Origin of the sequence: Sphingomonas citricola (genome assembly GCF_019429535.1) — a bacterium.
Lineage (GTDB): Bacteria > Pseudomonadota > Alphaproteobacteria > Sphingomonadales > Sphingomonadaceae > Sphingomonas > Sphingomonas citricola.
Genome location: NZ_JAHXZM010000008.1, coordinates 35,071 through 51,091, shown reverse-complemented (window position 1 = coordinate 51,091; position 16,021 = coordinate 35,071). Strand labels below are relative to the sequence as shown.

Genomic DNA, 16,021 nt, shown 5'->3' with positions numbered 1-16,021 from the left:
TGTGTTCAAGGATTACGTGTCGGTCGGAACGGCTCGGCATGGGCATCAATGTCACCTCTTCAGCCGCATCAACGCGCGCCCGACCGGCTTGTGTCAGTTTGTTTCGGAATGGCCTGAAGTGAGTTTAGTGCACAAGCGGTGGGGACGACCGAAATTATGGTTGGTTCCACCCCATCTGTCGCAGGCTTGGCATCGTTACGGCCAGAACCAGTAACGAGACGATCAGCGCACGCCGCGTCCCCAGGGAACCAAACCTTGCCGCTCAACTTCCGCAGTTACCATCCGCAGGGTCTGCGGAGACACCAGCCCTCGCAACAGCAGTAGCATCTCAAGCTGCACAGCGCTGGGCTGATCCTCTTGTTGTGCTCCGCCGGGCGCCTCAACTGATTGATCGGCCACGAGACGACGCAGTCTTTCGACGTCGTCTCCGAGCTCGATCAATGAAGCTCGAATGCTGGCAAGCTCCTCGTCAGCCTTATCGGCGCGTTCCAAACGCTCGCGAATAACGGTCGCCACGCCAACGCCCCTGCCCTCCGCCTCGGCAGCGTAAACCAGCGCTTGCCCCTCTCTTAGACGAACCTTGATCGGGTCTGACAGAGCCATTGCACCTCCGACTACAGCGTGGACCCTACATTACCGCATAAAGCCTAGTATTTACAACGCACTATAAAATTGTGTGGTCCCCACAGGGACCACTGTTGAGCTTGGCCGTTTTAGAAAGTCTATTCTGGTCAATTGCTTAGCAGCACCGGAAGGTGCGTATGGTGTACGACCTAAATCTTGGTCCTAAGGGTCGAAAATAAAGTGCAGACAGGCTGGGAAGAGACTGTGCGAGCTTTAAGGGGGTTCGAACTATTCCGATGAGCGCAGCTCAGCGGCATCGGTGCATTGATGATGCGATTATGACGCAGATTTGATGCGGGAATGATGCATTTCTGTATCTGTGGGCGCAGATCGGACGCACAGTCTTTGGCACCTACCGGGACAGCTCCTAGCCTGCTTCGATTCGCCTACGGATTTCCTGCCTGTCCCCTATGGCAAGAAGGAAATCGTTGGCGAACTGCTCCAGGCTGCTCCTCAGGGTCACGATAATTTTGCCTAGCGACGAGCGCTGCTGTTTCGTGAATCCTTCACCAACTTCCAGCACTACCGTCGCTGCCAAGGCAGCAAACTCCTCGGCTTCCTCGATCAGCCAGTCGGCATAGGCCTCCTGACATCTGGTCATGTTCGATGGCCGGTTCAGGGCACGCTTCAATATCGCAAGAACCAGCTCATTCTCGACCTCCGCCAAATTCGGTATCGGCTGTCGGGCTTCACGTAGGTCCGCGAGCAACTCACGCATTCTGTTTCCCAGGTCGGTTGTCACAATGCCTCCTTGTTCAAATCGGAGGCAAACCCGGCTGGAGAGCCGGGCGTTCGTAACCCTGCGCTAGGACAAGGCGCTGCCACCTTTGGGCCAGGCCTTGGACATGCGTGACAGCCGCCCGGCCGAATAGCTCGACCGGACCTAGCGATTGTTGGGGTTACGACGCCCCACGGCCGGGATTTACCGAACCGCGTCCTGATGGTTGCAGAAGGGCGTTAGGGAGACAAGCCGCTGTCGCTTGTCAGGCAGGCGGACGGAGTGGCTATCGTATTTTCTGTTTTACGTGTCCGTTGGGCGGAGACTCACTCACTTATAGAGCCGTACAGAGTTGGATCCCGAAAACCGCAACCACCTCGAATGTAACGATCGCAAGCAAGATATTTCTGACGCGAAGCTGACGACGCACACTCGTAGCTACCGCCTCTACGGAAGACACCTGTCCGCCCAACGTGCCCAAATAAGTTTCGCTCATAACTATCCTTACCGTAATCCTACCTCACAATAACATGGGCCTATTTGGCCGATCGGCACCTTATCACGATCACCGGCATCGATACACGTTCAGCTATATTCCCGTTGGAACATCTAGCTGAATAATCAGCACCTTCACCCACTGATTGATTATCTGAATCAATCGATTTTCTGCTTTCGTTCGCCTGCGCACCGACTCATAGAATCGTCATGCCTATCGCGCGTGAGCATCGCTGGTTGTACCCGATCGACTGGCGCGAGCTGTCCGCGTTCATCCGCTTCACGCGCGCGGGCGGGCGGTGCGAGCATTGTCGGCGACCGCACGGACGCGACGTGCTCCACATGGGCGAGGGATCGTGGTGGGACGAAGATAGCGCACGCTGGCGCGACGGGCGCGGTCGCGCGGTGCGAGGGCTCGCCGCACCGACAGAACTTGCCCGCCGTTCACCGGGGTTCGCAGGGATTGGCGCGCCGCCCACGTTGCGCGTCACCCGCGTGGTGCTGGCAAGCGCGCATCTGAACCATGATCCGGGCGACAACCGCCCGCGCAATCTCGCCGCCTTGTGCCAGCGCTGCCACATGCGCCACGACGCGCGCGAACACCGGCGGCGCCGCTGGCTGAACGCGTTCCGCACGCGCGCGCTGGGCGACCTGTTCGCCTGATGCTGCGGCTACGCGCATTGATTACTGCCACTGCCGCACAGCAAGCCCGATTGAGTCAGCGGTGCCCGCGCTCTCCTCAAGCCTACGGCATCATGTGACAAATCTCTAACTTTGTAATGTGCCATGAACGGTGATCTACGGAGGGGACACCTCCGGTTAAGAAGCTAGATCAATGAACAATGGGTACAAAAATACCTTCGGCGATAGCAGTATTTTTCGGCTCCACCCGCCATATGTGCTCTTTTTGCCACTACCGTTCGATGCGGTAATTGGTTAGTTCGCGCACTCGTAGCAGTAAGTGTGTAGCATGTTGGATACCACCGTGACGGGGCAGCGGGTTTCGCTGAAGCGTCAGATACGGATGCGACTTTACAGCGCTATCCTGCTTGTTGACGCGGCAGCGGTATCGCTGGGATTCTGGTTGGCGCGCTACCTGCAACCGGACACGTGGCAGGACACGCGGCCGTTGGGACTGTTCGTCGCAACCATCGTGTTGTTCGTGCTGCTGGAAATCCGCAATCTGCGGCCTTCGACGCTCGAACAGTGGCTACGCGGCACCGTGACAAGCCTAGCCTCGCTGATGGGCGCATTACTGCTGGCGGTGTTCGTATCCTTCTGCCTCAATCGCGCCGCCTATGTACCGCGGTTGTTCGCAGGCGGTTCCTTGCTGCTGTCGGGCACGCTGCTGATCCTGTTCCGTACCCTTCTTGGCAGCATCGGCGAGCGCGCGCTCGGCGGGAGCGCGGTGTCGCGACTGGTGGTGCTCGATGGCATGGCCATCGACCTGCCGCGCAACGTAGCGACGCTCGATGCGCACCGGATCGATCCTGGGGCAGGAACGCCGCACCCGTATTTCCTCGATCGGCTGGCGCAAGCGCTGAAGGGGGTGGACGAAGCATTCATTGCCTGTCTGCCCGAGCGGCGTGCGTTTTGGGCCGTGACGATGAAGGGTAGTGCGGTACGTACCGAATTATTGGTGCCTGAACTCGATCAGTTCGGCGTCATCGGCAACAAGCATTTCGCCGGCATCGCCACCGCGCTCGTCTCAACCGGTGCGCTGCCTATCCGCGAGCGCTTGATGAAGCGCATTCTCGATCTCGCCATCGTGATCCCCGCGATCATCGTGCTCGCACCGCTGCTGTTGGCGGTGTTCATTGCGGTGAAGCTCGACAGCCCAGGTTCTGCCTTTTTCGTGCAACCACGCGTCGGCTACGGTAACCGGTTGTTCCCGATGTTCAAGTTCCGCAGCATGCGCGCTGAATTGTCTGATACCGCAGGCGCACAGTCGACGTCGCGCAACGACAAGCGCGTGACCCGTGTTGGAAAGCTGATCCGCGCGACCAGCATCGACGAATTGCCGCAGCTGTTCAACATCCTGCGGGGTGATATGAGCTTTGTGGGCCCGCGTCCGCACGCGCTGGGGTCGCTCGCCGGCGACCAGTTATTTTGGGAGGTTGATCCTCGATATCATCACCGTCACGCCTGCAAGCCTGGGCTGACCGGACTTGCTCAGGTGCGCGGCTTTCGCGGCGCGACGCACCGGACCGAGGATCTGACCAATCGGCTTGATGCCGATCTTGAATATATCAACGACTGGAGCGTCGTGCGGGACATCCAAATTCTGATTGCGACGTTCAAAGTGCTAGTCCACCGCAACGCCTTCTGATCGACGCTGCGGTGGAAGCACCGCTCACGCCGGAATCGTGAACACCGACCCCGCATCGACGCGCACGCCCGCGCCGGTGATGAAGCTCGCGCGTTCGGAGCAGAGGAACGCGGCGACCGAGGCGACCTCCTCGGGGCGGCCGCGGCGGCCGAGCACCATGCCGGGGCGTTCTTCCTTCAGGAAGCTGTCGATCGCCTCGTCGAAGCTGGTGCCGTTTTCCTCGGCGCGCTTTTCCATCATCTTGTCGGTCATCGGCGTCGCGATAAACGCGGGCGACACGGTGTTGACCAGCACGTTGTCGCAGCCGTACGCCTTCGACAACCCCTTCGCCAGGCTCAGGATTCCCGCCTTCGACGCGCAATAGGCGAGCTCGTCGACATAGGGCTGCACCGCGTCCTCGGAGGCGAACAGCACGATCCGGCCCCAACCCCTGGAGCGCATCGCGGGGATCGCCTCGCGGCACATCCGCACCGCGCCCATCAGGTTGATGTCGAGCGTTTCCTGCCAGCCGGCATCGTCGACCTCGAGGAAATCACCCGTCGCGCCGGTGACACCCGCCGCGTTGACGTAGATGTCGGGGTCGCCGAGCTTCTCGCGCACTTGGCCCCACAGTTTCTTGACCTCGTCGGGCTTCTGCACGTCGGCCGCGACCGCGATCACCTCGCCGAGCGACGACAGCTCCTTCACCGCCTCGCCGATCGTATTGTCGCCCTTGTCGGTGATCGCGACGCGGCAACCCGCCTCGAGCAGCAGCCGCGCGGTTTCCTTACCCATGCCGGAATCGGCGCCGCTGACCAGCGCGATACGGCCCTTGATACCTAGATCCATCAACGCTCTCCTTTGAATGTCGTGTGTTCGACGTGGCCCGCAATTAGCGCCGCGAGTGCGTGCGGCTGTTCGTAGGGAATGAGGTGCGCGGCATCGGCGACCAGCTCGACGCGGGCGTGCACGTAATGCGGGGAGTTCAGTCGCCGCTGCGCATCCTCGCCCAGGTCGCCGTCCTCGGCGCCCGCGACGATCAGCGCCGGGAGATCGATCACCCCTGCCCGCTTCGCCCAATCCTCGCGCGCGCCCTCATCCAGCCAGCCGCGCCACGCCGCGGGGGCGCTGCGACGCACGTCGGCGATCGCCTGCGCGGCGAGCGGAGCCGGCAGCGGATGCGCGGTGTTGGCGGAGACGAATTTCTCGGCCTGTCCCTCACTCGCGACACCATGCTCGAACCAGCCGAGCATCTCGGCGCGGCGCTCCTCCTCCATCGGCTCGGGCGCGGGCGGCGACGCGGCGACGAGCACGACGCCGATCAGCCCCTCGGGGTCGCGTGCCGCGGTCAGCGTCGCGATCTTGCCGCCCATGCTGTGACCGACGACGATCCACGGCGCAGGGCCGCGGCGCGATACCTCGCCGGCGAACCAGTCGAGCGTCTCGGCAATACTTCTGTGCCCCATCGCGGCCGCGTCGCCGAACCCCGGCAGGTCGAGCGCGACGCAGTCGAGCCGGTCGCCCGCTTCCGCCTTCAACCGCGCGACGACGCCGTCCCACGACCGCGCGCTCGCGCCGAGCGCGTGGAGAAAGAACAATCGTGTCATACACATCCGGGGAAGCGAGGAGCTGATGCACGTTAAACAACGAGGCGCGCGAGCGTTCCCTCGCCCGCGTCACACCGCGACTCTCGGCGACCACGGGCGGTAAATTTACCGGCTACAGGAACATTCCTATTCCAGGTTAGTTGTGCGGCCCAAGGGCCGGCACTTCGGAGCTTTGCCTTCCCGCATTGCCCCAAGGACCCGAATGGCCGACGAAACGAGTGAAACGCCCCCTGGCGGCCCGCCCCCGCACCTCGCCGGCATGGCCAATCACGATATGGGGGACGATCACAACACCATCTTCTTTGCGGCGGTGAAAACCACGCGGATGCCGATGATCGTCACCGATCCGAACAAGCACGACAATCCGATCGTCTTCGCCAACCCCGCGTTCATCAACATGACCGGCTACGGTTGGGACGAGCTCGTCGGGCACAATTGCCGGCTGCTGCAGGGCCCCGATACCGACCGCGACACCGTGGCGGAGATCCGCCGCGCGATCGAGCAGCGGCGCGAGACCTCGGTCGAGATCCTCAATTACAAGAAGAACGGCGCGTCGTTCTGGAACGCGCTGTTCATCTCGCCGGTGTTCGATGCCGACGGCAAGCTGATCTATTTCTTCGCCTCGCAGTTGGACGTGACGCGCCGACGCGACGCGGAGGAAGGCCTGCGCCAGGCGCAGAAGATGGAGGCCGTCGGGCAACTGACCGGCGGGGTCGCGCACGATTTTAACAACCTGCTGACCGTGATCCAGGGGTTCGGCGACATCGTGCTCGGCAATCTGGAAAAGCCGGGCGAGTTCGACCGCGCGAAGGCGGCACGTTCGCTGCGCGCGGTGCTCCAGGCGGCCGAGCGCGGTGCGACGCTGACGCAGCAATTGCTCGCCTTCTCGCGCAAGCAGAAGCTGCAGGGCCGCGTCGTCAATCTCGTCGACCTGCTCGATCAGCTCCAGCCGTTGATCGAGCGGACCGCGGGCGGCGCGATCCGGATAGAGATCAACCACGCCGATCGGACGTGCAACGCGCGGATCGACCCGACGCAGGCCGAACTCGCGATCATCAACGTGCTGCTCAACGCCCGCGACGCGATGCCCAACGGGGGCACGATCACGATCGAGGCCGCCAACCGCACGATCGAGGGCGGCGACAAGGGCTTTGGCGAGCTCGAGCCCGGTGATTACGTCATGCTGACGATCGCCGACCAGGGCACGGGGATGAGCCCGGAGATCCTCGCGCGCGTGACCGAGCCGTTCTTCACCACCAAGGACCAGGGCAAGGGCACCGGGCTTGGGCTGTCGATGGTCTACGGTTTCATGAAGCAGTCGGGTGGGTCGCTCCGGATCTATTCGGAGGAAGGCCACGGCACGACCGTGCGGATGCTGTTCCCGTGCGAGACCGCCAAGGTCGAGCCCGAGGGCGCGCAACTGCAGCGCTCGATGGCGGACAAGCACGGCAACGAGACGGTGCTCGTGGTCGAGGACCAGACCGACGTCGGCGACTATGCCGAGGCGGTGCTGACCGAATTCGGCTACAACGTGCTGCGCGCGGAGAATGCCGACCAGGCACTCGAAGTGCTCGACGGCGCGGGCGCGCATATCGATCTGTTGTTCAGCGACCTGATCATGCCCGGCGGCATGAACGGCGTGATGCTCGCGCGCGAGGTCAAGCGGCGTCGCCCGCGCATCCGGGTGCTGCTGACCACGGGCTACGCCGAATCCTCGATCGAGCGCGTCGACGCGCGCGGCGCGGAATTCGACCTGATCCAGAAACCGTACAAGCGTACCGAACTCGCCACCAAGGTGCGCCGCGTGATCGACGGCCCGACTGGGGTCGGCACGCACGGTGGGTAGGCCGGACACGTAAATCCGGCGAACAACGAAGGGGAGTGCCGATGGAAAGCTACTACCGCGAACAGGCCGCATCCTGCGCCCGGGACGCCGACGCCGCAACGCTCCACCACGTCCGCGAACGCTGCCGGCGCTCCGAGAACGCCTGGCTCGCCATGGCCGACCGCGCCGCCCGCACCGCGAAGTTCAAGGCCGCGAACGAGGGGTAAGGGCGAAATAGAGGCGCCTACAGGTCTATGTGTCGACACCGCGCCATAGACCTGCTTGGCCATCATAGCTTAGAATAGGCGCACCACGTGCGTGAGCAGACAATGGCCACGGACCCGTCGCTACTTACACGATAGAAACGGCCCAAGAGACGGTGCCGCGACCATCGTCGCGGTGAGACCATCATGGTCGCGCCGCTGGCGGCCACCCGACGTATCGTCTATCATCGGCCAGCATCGCGCTGACCGATATCCCGTCGTCTGCGCAAAGCGGGCGAGTGTTCAGATGACAACCCTGACCAGCTACAGTGTCGACCGCCGGCAACTCGGCGCAACGATCGTGCCCATCATCGTCATCGCGTCCGCCGGCTTGGCGGTACGAGCACCGTTGGCGACAGCCCACCCGTTCGTTGCGCTGCTGCTGTTCCTCTGGATCGCGGCCGACACCATGATGCTGTCGCTCATCGTCCGCTCCCCGGGACGACCAGGGTGGAACGCTATTCTGGGGGTGCTCGCCGGCGCCAGCTTCGTCACCTGGCTCGGTTCACCGTCCGCGGTCCGCACCGCCTTGCTGGCGACACCACTATTGGCGGTAGTGATGGCAGGGATCGTGCTGAGCCATATCACTTGGGCCAGCATACGCGCGCACCGCGTCGTGACCCGTCAGGATGTCGATCGTCCGCAGCGGTGGGCGTCGGCTGCATCAGAATTTTTCCCGCCTGCGCTGGTCCGCCTCGCCATCGCGGAGATGGCGGTGATCAACATGGCGCTGTTCCGCTGGGGCGGTCCAGCCGACGCACCTGCGAACGCCCGCGCCTTCGCCTATCACCAGCATCTGACGCCGATGTGCGCGGCACTGTTGATCCTGTCAGCGATCGAGATCGCGGTCTACCATCTGCTCGTCGGTCATTGGAGCCGCACCGCCGCGCTCGTCATGTTCCTCGTGAGCGACATGGGGTTTGTGTATCTGGTCGGCCTCATCAAATCGTTCCGGTACCGGCCCGTGCTGCTGACCCCCGAAGGCGTACACGTTCGCGCCGGGTTCCTGATCGACCAGCTCGTGCCGTTCGAGGCGATCCTCGCGGTCGACGGCGACGTCACCGGCGAGGAGGTCCGCGCGCCTGCGACGCTCAACGCGGCGCTGCTCGCCTGGCCCAACGTGATGCTGCGCCTGCGGCAACCGCAACAGCGGCGCGCGTCGTTGAAGCGCCAATCGTTCACCTGCATCGCGTTCCGGCTCGACGACTCCGAACGGTTCATCCGACTACTCGACTGGCGATTGGGCCAGCACAACAGTTAGGCGAACTAGCCCTCCAAGCCACCCTGTTATTGATAGTCACTTGCATTAGCTATCAATCACCGCCAAGAAGCCGCGCAACGGTTCTTGGAGGAACATCGATGTCTGCCCTGCTCGCCGCGCTCGCGGCTGCTGCCGATCCGAGCGCGATCGCGGTTGCCACCGTATCCGCCCCGGCATCCGCGCCGGTCGAGGATCGCGACGCGGCGAAGACCACCCCGCTCGGCGAGGAGATCGTCGTTACCGGCGCGCGGACCGAGGGGAGCCAGGACTACACCATTCCGGGGCAGACCACCGCGACGCGGATGAACCTGTCGCTGCGCGACACGCCGCAGTCGGTCAGCGTGGTCACGCGCGCGCAGATCGAGGATTTTCAGCTCAACGACGTCAACACGTTGCTCGGCACCGTCCCCGGCATCAATGTCCAGGCGGGCGAGACCGACCGCGTCTATTTCTCCGCGCGCGGGTTCGACATCCAGACGTTCCAGGTCGACGGCATCGGTGTGCCGTTCGCGTTCGGCATCCAGACGGGATCAATCGACACCGCCTTCTACGACCATATCGAGGTGGTGCGCGGCGCGCCGGGCCTCTTGTCCTCGACCGGCAACCCCTCGGCCGTCGTCAACTTCATCCGCAAGCGCCCGACACGCGACCTGCAGGTGGGCGCGTCCGCGCAATACGGCTCGTTCGACCAGTATCGCGGCGAGGCCGACCTGAGCGTGCCGATCACCAAAAACGGCAGCATCCGCGCCCGCGCGGTCGGCGCGTATCAGGATGGCGACAGCTATCTCGACCGCTACGGGCTGCGCCGCTGGGTCGGTTACGGCATCCTCGAGGCCGATCTCGGCGCGAACACGACCGTCAGCGCGGGCTACGGCCACCAGGATCACAAAAGCCGCGGTGCGATGTGGGGCGCGATCCCGCTAACTTACTCCGACGGCACGCCCTTGAACTTCGCGCGTTCGTCCAACCCCGCGCCTGACTGGTCGAGCTGGAACGTGATCGACCGGCAGATCTTCGGCGACATTACGCACAAGTTCGGCAACGGTTGGATCGCGCGCGCCAGTGCGATCCGCCGCGCGACTACCGAGAACAACACATTGTTCTACGTCTACGGCAACCCGTCGCGCACCGCACCCAACGGGATCGACATCGCCAATCCCGCCGACCCGTTCGACGACATCGCGATCAAGAGCTACCCCGGCAAGTTCAACGCCGAGACGCGCAACCTGACGATGGAAGCCTATATCACCGGCCCCGTCACGATCCTGGGGCGCGAGCACGAGATCAACATCGGCGTGAACCGCAGCGCACAGCGCTACATCCAGGGTTCGGCCTATGATTTCAGCACGGTCGGCGTGAACCTCGCCTACCCCGATCTGTTCGCGGGCAATTTCCCGCTGCCCAATTTCCCCACCACCTTTTCGACCGACCCGGCGTCGAGCCAGAACACGCACACGCGGCGCGAAACCGTCTACGGCCTCGTCCGACTCAACCCCGGCGATGGGGTCAAGGTAATGTTTGGCGGCAACGTGACCCATGCGAAGAGCACCGGCTTTTCCTACGGCGCGAACACCGACTTCGACGCGACGCGCTTCCTCCCCTTCGCCGGCGCGACCGTCGACGTGACGCGCAATCTGAGCCTTTACGGAAGCTGGGCGACGATCTTCAATCCGCAGAACCAGCTGCTCGACATCAACAACCGCATCATCGACCCGATCGAGGGCGAGAACCTCGAGCTGGGCCTGAAGGGCGAGTGGTTCGCCGGACGGCTCAACGCGACGCTGGCGGTGTTCCAGACGCGGCAGGACAATACCGCCGAGGCCGCGGGGATCGTGACCGACACTAACGGCGTGACGCGAACTTATTACCAGGGCATTGATGCGCGCTCGCAAGGCGTCGAGCTCGACGTCGGCGGGCAGCTCGCACCTGGACTGCAGGTGACGGGCGGCTACACGCTGATGCGGATCGAGGATCCCGAGGGCAACCCGGTCCGCCGCTTCGTCGCGCGCAACACCGGGCGGCTGAACGTCAGCTACACGCTGCCGATGCTGCCGCAGTTAAAGCTCGGCGCCGCGGCGCAGTATCAGAGCCGGATCATCTCGCCCACGGGGCTGGGGCGTCAGAGCAATTACGCGCTGCTCGACTTGCTCGGCGCCTACGCGATCACCCCCAACATCTCCGCCGCGGTCAACGTGCGCAACGTGACCAACACCAAATACCTGACCGCGACCAATTTCGACGGCGGCTATTATGGCGCACCGCGCACGGTGATGGGGACGATCAGCGTGCGATATTGAGGGAGGATACCCCGCGTCGCAAGCTCAATCACGGGCAGATGAACGAACCGTAATAATCGTGTCATTCAAATGCTTATGGCTGATCCAAACCGCGCTCATCTGGTGCGGAGTGGGCGACAAAGGGGTTTGAAGTGGCTGCGATCACCAAGAAGAGTGTCGGCAACGACAGCATCACCATTCATGATGTCGTCGGCACGTCGTCGTTCGCGCGTTTCGATGCGCGCGACCAATCCACTCCGTCGTTCACCACGTCGTGGAACGAGTTTCGTCTGGCCGCTGATCTAAGCGGCGCACGCACCACGGCGCCGGTTGCTTCATCCACCCCCGCAGCTCAGACCGCCAGCATCATCAGCGCCGCGCCGGAAGGACTGCAGACGCTGTTCCAGACCGGGTTCGACGGCTTCACCGCGGCGGGTTTCGCACCGGGCGCAAGCGGAACGCGACTCGACTCCAACGTCTTCCGCGTACTGGGGCTGAGTGACCTCGCCGCTCCTGCCTATGGCTTCACCTCGCCGACCGGCACGACCGCGAACGATTTCGCGCGCGGTGTGATCCAGGGTTCGGCCGATCCGACCACGGGCGGCATCTACTCGCCGTCGGCCAATGCCGCTTTGGTGGTACAGGCGACCGGCAGCGACTTCGTCGAGGCCAATGGCGCGTTCGAGGCGCGGATCCAGAACACCAGCGGCTTCACCGCGACCGGCTTCGCGGTCGATTTCGACTGGGCGTGGCGTAATTCGGGCAATCGCGCCTCCTCGCTCCAATTGTCCTACTCCTCGGACGGTGTCACCTTCATCGCTGCGCCGACCAGCGCGTTCACCACGCCGGGCGCGGCCACCTCGCCGGTGCCGGCGGTCTTCTCGCTCACTACCGCGATGGTGTCGATCGCCGATCTGGTGGTCGCCGATGGCGGTTACCTCTATCTCCGCTGGAGCCACCTGAGCTCGTCGGGCAGCGGCAATCGCGATGAATTTGGCATCGACAATCTGTCGGTCAAGGCGACGCTAACCGACGCATCGACGCTGACCTTCGTCGACGTGACCGTGACCGAGGGCAATAGCGGCACCACCTTCGCGACGATCACCCTGACGCGCACCAGCGGCGAGGGCACCGCCTCGATCGCTTACGCGACCGCGGACGGATCGGCGCAGGCGAGCAGCGACTATCTGGCGCAGAGCGGTGTCGTTACCTTCGCCGCGGGCGAGACCAGCAAGACGATTCAGATCGCGATCCTAGGCGACACGCGCAACGAGCCGAACGAGACGTTCTTCGTCAATTTCTCTGACGCACAAGGCTTCCTGGCACCCGACACGCAGGCGCGCGTCACGATCACCAACGACGACACCGGTCCCGTCGCAATCTATGACATCCAGGGGCTGGGACACCGCTCCGCTTACGAAGGGCTGACCGTACAGACCGCGGGCGTCGTCACCGCGCTGCGCACGACGGGCTCGGACCGCGGCTTCTTCCTGCAGGACGCGACCGGCGACGGTGATATGCGCACCTCCGACGCGATCTTCGTCTCGACCGGCAGCGTGTCGCCGACCGTCGCGGTCGGCAACGCGATCACCTTGTCGGGTACGGTCGCCGAGTACACTCAGAACGCCGCCAATCTGACGGTCACGCGCCTCACCGGCGCGACCGCAATTACCGTGACCGAGGCGAATGCGACGCTGCCCGCCGCGACGCTGATCTCGACCGAAGCGGGCGGCTACGCCCCCCCAACGCAGGTGGTCGATGACGACCGGTTGCAGAGCTACGATCCCAACAGCGACGGCATCGATTTCTACGAATCGCTCGAAGGCATGCTCGTCACCGTGCGTACGCCGCTGGTGGTCAGCTCGACTGACGGCATCGGCCAGACCTACGTCGTCGCGAACGGCGGGATCGGCGCGACCGGTATCAACGAGCGCTACGGCATCACCATCTCGGCCGGCGACAATGCGCCGGAGAAGATCAAGATCTACGCGCCGGGCGGTGGCACGTTCGACCAGGGCGACGTGCTCGCGGACGTGAATGGCATCCTGACGTATTTCGGGAACGCCGGAGGCACCTCGGCTGGCTACGAGCTCGATCCGATCGGCGCACTCTCGGTTACGACCGATCGCGCCGCGCCGACCCGCGAAACCAGCACGCTGGTGGGTGATGCCGACCACATGACGATCGCGAGCTTCAACGTCGAGAATGCTGACCCCGGCGACGGCGCGCAGAAATTCGGCGCGATCGCGACCGAGGTGACGACCGCGCTTCGCAACCCCGACGTGATCGCGTTGCAGGAAATCCAAGACGCCGATGGTGCCGGCACCGGCACTGACACGTCGGGCGCGGCGACCGCGCAGGCGATTATCGACGCGATCGTCGCCGCGGGCGGCCCGACCTATCGCTACACCGAGATCGCTCCTGCCTATGGCACGACGGGCGGCGAGCCGGGCGGAAACATCCGCAACGGTTTCCTCTACAATCCCGACCGCGTCACGCTCGACGAAACCAGCGTGCGCTTGATCGAGGACCAGGCGTTCACCGGCAGCCGGCGCCCGCTGATCGCGACGTTCAAGTTCAACGGCGAGGACGTGACGGTGGTCAACGTCCACTCCACCTCGCGCGGCGGATCGGACACGCTGTTCGGCGCAATCCAGCCGCCCGCGCAGGCCGGCGACGGCTCGCGCACCGCGCAGGCGGCCGCGATCAAGGCCTATATCGATGGCGTGCAGGGCGCGAACCCCGACGCCAACGTGGTGACACTCGGCGACTTCAACGGTTATTATTACGAGGCGGCGCTCCAGCGGCTGACCAGTGACGGAAAGCTCGCCAACCTCTATGACCTTCTGCCGGTCGAGGAACGCTATTCGTACCTGTTCGAGGGCTATCTGCAGGCGTTCGACAACATCGTGGTGTCGAAGAACCTGCTCGACAGTGCGAGCTTTGACGTCGTCCACTACAATGCCGAGCAGCCGGGCACCGTCTATCAGGCGACCGATCATGACCAGCCGCTCGCGCGGCTGTACGTGCCGCGCGCCAACACCGCGCCCACCGACCTCGCGATCGACAATGCGGCGGTGATCGAGAATGCGGCGCCGGGCACGCGCGTCGGCGTCGTCACTGCGCAGGACACGGGTGCGCTCAGCTACAGCCTCACCGACGATGCGGGCGGGCGGTTTGCAGTCGACGCAGCGACCGGTATCGTAACAACGCGTGTGGCATTCGATTTCGAAGCAACGCCTGCCTACACGATCACCGCGCGCGCGACCGACGCGGGTGGGCTGTTCGTTGACAAGCAGATCACGGTTCAGGTGATCGACCAGAACCCCGAGAACGTGATCGGCAGCAACGGCAACGACAGCGCGATCGGGGGTGCTGGTAACGACGTGTTCGCGATGTTCGGCGGCAACGACCGCGTTGACGGTGGCGAAGGCTTCGACACGGTCGTGTTCGGCTATACGTTGGGTGCCGCCACCACGATCACGCGCACCGGGGTCCACGCGCTCACCATCAGCGGGCCCGAGGGCACCGACACGCTGCTGAACATCGAGGCGCTGCGCTTCGCGAACGGCACGGTCAACCTCGACAGCAGCAACCGGTTGGTCGACAACCTGTTCTATCTGGAACGCAACCCCGAGGTACTCGCGGCCGAAACCGATCCGGCGACGCATTACGCGCAATTTGGTGCGGCCGAAGGGCGTGATCCCAACGCCTTTTTCTCGACCAGCGGCTACCTGGGTGCCAATCTCGACGTCGCCGCGGCCGGCGTCAACCCGCTCACCCATTATAATCAGTTTGGTGCTGGCGAAGGACGTGACCCTTCGGCCGCGTTCGACACGGCGCTGTACCTGCTCCACAATCCGGACGTGGCGAGCGCTAACGTCAATCCGCTCGACCATTATCTAAACTATGGTCGCTTTGAGGGTCGCGCGAGCTATGCAGCGATCGGTGACGACGTCACCCCAATCGGGTTCGACGCGGAATATTACCTGCTCAGCAATCCCGATGTGGCAGCCTCCGGCACCGACCCTTATACGCACTATGCCACGACCGGGTGGCGCGAAGGTCGCGATCCCAACGCACTGTTCGACACCTCCGACTATCTGCGTGCCAATCCCGATGTCGCCACAGCCGGTGTCAACCCGCTCGAGCATTTCAACAATTTCGGCTGGCGCGAGGGACGCGATCCTTCGGGCGCGTTCGACACCAAGGCTTATCTGGCCGACAATCCCGACGTGGCGGCAAGCGGGATCAATCCGCTGACTCACTATCTTGAGTTTGGTGCATACGAACTGCGCGACCCGCATGCCGATGGGATCCTGACCGGGACCAGCACGGTCATCGCATGATGTTGGGAATGCGCCATCCTGTCGAGGAGGGGATGGCGCCTTGTGTTACTGAATGTTGCTGCCATATTGCCGGTTCAGCATGAAACTAGGAGCACCTGCTTTGTGAGTAGGTGCTCCTTTTTCCCCGACCAGCTTTTTACCGCTCGTCCCGAGCGGGCAATAACGTGATTTGACCGCACGCACGCTTCCGCTACAGGGCGGAGTGCGTCGGGGAGTGGCGCAGGCTGGTAGCGCACCTGGTTTGGGACCAGGGGGTCGCAGGTTCGAATCCTGTCTCCCCGACCATTGATCGTCC

The 16,021-nt window shown here is 63.6% G+C and carries 11 protein-coding genes and 1 tRNA gene; 8 read left to right on the top strand and 4 right to left on the bottom strand.

Going from position 1 to position 16,021, the window contains the following annotated elements; translation table 11 throughout:
• Positions 1–222: 222 nt before the first annotated feature.
• Together KZ810_RS16305 and KZ810_RS16300 are read right to left on the bottom strand one after the other, a co-directional pair.
• Positions 223–603, bottom strand: a complete 381-nt coding sequence (locus KZ810_RS16305) for a hypothetical protein (RefSeq protein ID WP_219770187.1) — start codon at positions 601–603, stop codon at positions 223–225.
• 388 nt (positions 604–991) lie between these two features.
• On the bottom strand, positions 992–1,366 hold the full coding sequence (locus tag KZ810_RS16300; RefSeq protein WP_219770186.1) for a hypothetical protein: 375 nt from the start codon (positions 1,364–1,366) through the stop codon (positions 992–994).
• Positions 1,367–2,047: 681 nt separating this feature from the next.
• Between KZ810_RS16300 and KZ810_RS16295 the strand changes: the two genes are divergently transcribed.
• Together KZ810_RS16295 and KZ810_RS16290 are read left to right on the top strand one after the other, a co-directional pair.
• Positions 2,048–2,500, top strand: coding sequence for a hypothetical protein (locus tag KZ810_RS16295; protein WP_219770185.1), 453 nt, complete (start codon positions 2,048–2,050; stop codon positions 2,498–2,500).
• A gap of 307 nt (positions 2,501–2,807) precedes the next feature.
• Positions 2,808–4,166 (top strand): sugar transferase, encoded by a 1,359-nt coding sequence (locus KZ810_RS16290; RefSeq protein ID WP_219770184.1) that lies wholly within the window; start codon positions 2,808–2,810, stop codon positions 4,164–4,166.
• Positions 4,167–4,190: 24 nt separating this feature from the next.
• Here KZ810_RS16290 and KZ810_RS16285 read toward each other — a convergent pair whose 3' ends face one another.
• Together KZ810_RS16285 and KZ810_RS16280 are read right to left on the bottom strand one after the other, a co-directional pair.
• The gene (locus tag KZ810_RS16285) at positions 4,191–4,994 is read right to left on the bottom strand and encodes an SDR family NAD(P)-dependent oxidoreductase (RefSeq protein ID WP_219770183.1); all 804 of its coding nucleotides are present in this window, start codon (positions 4,992–4,994) and stop codon (positions 4,191–4,193) included.
• Positions 4,994–5,752 carry an alpha/beta fold hydrolase gene (locus KZ810_RS16280; RefSeq protein WP_219770182.1) on the bottom strand — a complete coding sequence of 253 codons (759 nt, stop codon included), beginning with the start codon at positions 5,750–5,752 and terminating at the stop codon, positions 4,994–4,996. Before KZ810_RS16280 ends, KZ810_RS16285 begins: the two co-directional genes overlap by 1 nt.
• 202 nt (positions 5,753–5,954) lie before the next feature.
• On the opposite strand from KZ810_RS16280, the gene KZ810_RS16275 reads away from it, so the two are divergent.
• From KZ810_RS16275 to KZ810_RS16250, 6 genes are all read left to right on the top strand, one after another.
• Entirely contained in the window at positions 5,955–7,598 is a 1,644-nt protein-coding gene (locus KZ810_RS16275) for a histidine kinase famiy protein (protein ID WP_219770181.1), read from the top strand.
• A gap of 41 nt (positions 7,599–7,639) precedes the next feature.
• Positions 7,640–7,804 carry a hypothetical protein gene (locus KZ810_RS16270; RefSeq protein ID WP_219770180.1) on the top strand — a complete coding sequence of 55 codons (165 nt, stop codon included), beginning with the start codon at positions 7,640–7,642 and terminating at the stop codon, positions 7,802–7,804.
• Positions 7,805–8,087: 283 nt separating this feature from the next.
• Positions 8,088–9,101, top strand: coding sequence for a hypothetical protein (locus tag KZ810_RS16265; RefSeq protein ID WP_219770179.1), 1,014 nt, complete (start codon positions 8,088–8,090; stop codon positions 9,099–9,101).
• Positions 9,102–9,199: 98 nt separating this feature from the next.
• Positions 9,200–11,398, top strand: a complete 2,199-nt coding sequence (locus tag KZ810_RS16260) for a TonB-dependent siderophore receptor (protein ID WP_219770178.1) — start codon at positions 9,200–9,202, stop codon at positions 11,396–11,398.
• Between the two features lie 131 nt (positions 11,399–11,529).
• Complete coding sequence (locus KZ810_RS16255) at positions 11,530–15,726, top strand: DUF8508 domain-containing protein (RefSeq protein ID WP_219770177.1); 4,197 nt, start codon at positions 11,530–11,532, stop codon at positions 15,724–15,726.
• Between the two features lie 208 nt (positions 15,727–15,934).
• Positions 15,935–16,011, top strand: a tRNA-Pro gene (locus tag KZ810_RS16250).
• Positions 16,012–16,021: the final 10 nt, after the last annotated feature.

What these genes read in the sequence shown, in the direction of transcription:
- KZ810_RS16280 (WP_219770182.1), bottom strand. Translation starts at nt 5,752, where the DNA reads ATGACACGATTGTTCTTTCTCCACGCGCTCGGCGCGAGCGCGCGGTCG.
- KZ810_RS16265 (WP_219770179.1), top strand. Translation starts at nt 8,088, where the DNA reads ATGACAACCCTGACCAGCTACAGTGTCGACCGCCGGCAACTCGGCGCA.
- KZ810_RS16260 (WP_219770178.1), top strand. Translation starts at nt 9,200, where the DNA reads ATGTCTGCCCTGCTCGCCGCGCTCGCGGCTGCTGCCGATCCGAGCGCG.
- KZ810_RS16295 (WP_219770185.1), top strand. Translation starts at nt 2,048, where the DNA reads ATGCCTATCGCGCGTGAGCATCGCTGGTTGTACCCGATCGACTGGCGC.
- KZ810_RS16275 (WP_219770181.1), top strand. Translation starts at nt 5,955, where the DNA reads ATGGCCGACGAAACGAGTGAAACGCCCCCTGGCGGCCCGCCCCCGCAC.
- KZ810_RS16270 (WP_219770180.1), top strand. Translation starts at nt 7,640, where the DNA reads ATGGAAAGCTACTACCGCGAACAGGCCGCATCCTGCGCCCGGGACGCC.
- KZ810_RS16290 (WP_219770184.1), top strand. Translation starts at nt 2,808, where the DNA reads ATGTTGGATACCACCGTGACGGGGCAGCGGGTTTCGCTGAAGCGTCAG.
- KZ810_RS16285 (WP_219770183.1), bottom strand. Translation starts at nt 4,994, where the DNA reads ATGGATCTAGGTATCAAGGGCCGTATCGCGCTGGTCAGCGGCGCCGAT.
- KZ810_RS16305 (WP_219770187.1), bottom strand. Translation starts at nt 603, where the DNA reads ATGGCTCTGTCAGACCCGATCAAGGTTCGTCTAAGAGAGGGGCAAGCG.